Here is a 2409-nt window from a genome sequence, read left to right as displayed (position 1 = left end):
GTCCATCTGACCCACGAACTGGCCATCTGATAATGACCGTTCACGCCTTGACCGACCTGACCACCCACACAACCTACCTTTTAAGAAACCTATCAAATTGTATTCCCTTTGTCTATTGGTGTCTTGTATAATAGTACGAGGCACTGACAAAGGACAACCGGGATGAAAAGAATTGCCCGACCCGTGGGTGCAGCCAATCGCGGTTGGCTCTGGTTGATCCACATGTTAGGCAAAATCAACGAATGGAGGACTTGCAGTGAAGAGGATCTTCTTAGCTGTTGGAGCAATGGTTATCGTAATTGTTAGCGGGTGTGCCGGCACTACACCGATCAAGAACATAGGATTGCCGCCAGTAACTACAATCGAAGGAACGGTTACGCAACTAAATGAAAACGGTTTTACTCTTACGGACAACTCTGGTTCAATCTTTGTTCGCGCTAAGTTGCCGGGCAACAGGAAATTGGATGTCTCCCTTAATGAAAAAGTCAAAGTCTATGGCAATTTACAGGGTGGCCAGGAAAAGGTGTTTGATGGATACGTAATTAAGAAGCCAACTGGGGAACAGATCATTGTCACCAATCCGACCCCTCATTTCGGCTTCGTTATTCAGAGTAGATTTTAATGCCTAACTATGCCATCCACCGGCGAAATACGGCGCTTCGCCTCCCGGTGACGCCGGCGTTGGTCTGCAAACATGGTGATCACGATTCACCCTCATTGTTTGATAATGATGGAGGACGCAATCAAGGATAAGAGGAAATAGAAATCGATGAAGGCCCTTGACATATTGGAAGCCGTTATTCGATAGATGTAAGATGCGACCCGGCCGGACGGCGGGAAGGAGGATAGGATGAAGGCATGGATCGGGAAGAGTCTCATGGCAATCGGTCTGATCCACCAGATCTATGGGTTGGTTGCGTATCACAAAGTCGTTTTCCAGTTTGCCGGAGAATTACTCTTTAATACGGTCGGCAGGAGCCTTGACAGGCGGGTGGCATTTTGGTTTTTCATGACTGGTTTCTCCCTCATGATTGTCGGCGGTCTCATCGACTGGATCGAGCGCAGAAAACTCGAAATGCCGTTGTTTTTGAAATGGAGCTTTCTTGCCTTTACTGTCATTGGATGCTTTATGCACCCAAAATCAGGACTCTGGGCACTATTGATCCCTGCGATTGGTATATTCCTCCGAGCACGCAAAGAGGCCGGCAAGAAAGAAAAACAATAAAGGGGCAGCCAGTAATTAAGGATAGACGGAGGATTGGTTGCCGGTGTCTCTACTATTTCATCAAATATGGTGAAAAAGTCAGGACTTCCAAGGTTAGCGGCAAAGAGATACCCCTGTGAAACAGAGAGTTTTCCTATCGAAACTATATCCTGAATTTTAGAAACCAGTTTTAGAAGTTATATCCTGCTGAACAGCGTCCGTGTTGACTTTACGGCTATTTTAGAAATCTGTGTAACTGTTACACGGATTTCCTGATGCAAAACTTTATGTCTTCTTTCATATACAACCAACTCACTCATCACCACATCCAAATTGTACCCTTTGTCAGGGTGTTTCGCCTGAATGGCTGAGCAATGTGCTATACAGGTAGCACGATCCCGACAGAAAATAGGGAAGGCATTAATCTGATTGACAAAAAATACCGACGGGGATAAGATTGGTTGCAGTATAGTTGTTTTTCTACATAGCAAAAAAAGGAGCATGTGATGAAAGACAAGAGTAAGAAAGACAAGGAAAAGGGTCAGAAGCAGAACACAGAAAAACAGCGACAAGAGGCAAAAAAGAAACTGGAGAAACTACCGAAAAGATCCTTGTGACAAAAAAGCCTGGTACACTGTTCAGGGCGGTATCGTAAGCACCCTGACTTTACCCTGCCCTTAGCAGATTTTCCTGCACTTATCAGATTACTGCTTAGCCTTTTTCCCCACCTTCCGAGTACTATTGTATAATAATATATGTATAACTGTCCATTAGCTTTTGGGCTACTTCATTTCGTAATCATTGTCTTCAAAAGCGCATCAGCGTAAAAACTTTGCAGGTAACATCAATGCCCTTCAAATTGAAAAATGCGGCTTAATACGATTTTTAAGGGCTTTTTTATCTACCCAAAACCTCTTCAATGATCTTGTTTCTGAGGCTTCTCGTTGATCCCCTGTGGACCCTGAGAAGTTCCTTTAGGTATGCAAAACAACCATCGAGAGAATTGGTGGTATTGAGGATCTTTAGTTCAGGATGCTTTTGATAGGTAAACAGATAGGGAAGGCTTAGTCTCAGGCTTCTATATGCAGAGCGAAGTCTCTTATGCGTATAATGCCATTTCCCTGTTATGGGATCTGTCGTTCTTTCTTTCAGAAAGGATGACCACTGCATATACCAGGTATCCAGAGAGGCAATAAAGTTTTTCT

3 protein-coding genes are annotated in these 2409 nt (G+C 44.2%); 2 read left to right on the top strand and 1 reads right to left on the bottom strand.

The window, feature by feature from the left end; all coding sequences use genetic code 11:
• The first annotated feature begins 256 nt into the window (after positions 1-256).
• Together NT010_17080 and NT010_17075 are read left to right on the top strand one after the other, a co-directional pair.
• Positions 257-622: a hypothetical protein gene (locus NT010_17080; protein MCX5807757.1), complete on the top strand. Its 366-nt coding sequence runs from the start codon at positions 257-259 to the stop codon at positions 620-622.
• Between the two features lie 228 nt (positions 623-850).
• Positions 851-1225: a DUF6463 family protein gene (locus NT010_17075; GenBank protein MCX5807756.1), complete on the top strand. Its 375-nt coding sequence runs from the start codon at positions 851-853 to the stop codon at positions 1223-1225.
• A gap of 876 nt (positions 1226-2101) precedes the next feature.
• Here the strand turns inward: NT010_17075 and NT010_17070 are convergent.
• Positions 2102-2409, bottom strand: a 308-nt coding sequence (locus tag NT010_17070) for a hypothetical protein (protein ID MCX5807755.1), incomplete at its 5' end; no start/stop codon positions are given.

This window comes from Pseudomonadota bacterium, assembly GCA_026388275.1.
Lineage (GTDB): Bacteria > Desulfobacterota > Syntrophorhabdia > Syntrophorhabdales > Syntrophorhabdaceae > JAPLKB01.
This window is presented reverse-complemented; position numbering and strand designations above follow the sequence as displayed.

Coding starts and splice junctions, on each gene's coding strand:
- NT010_17075 (MCX5807756.1), top strand. CDS start 851: ATGAAGGCATGGATCGGGAAGAGTCTCATGGCAATCGGTCTGATCCAC.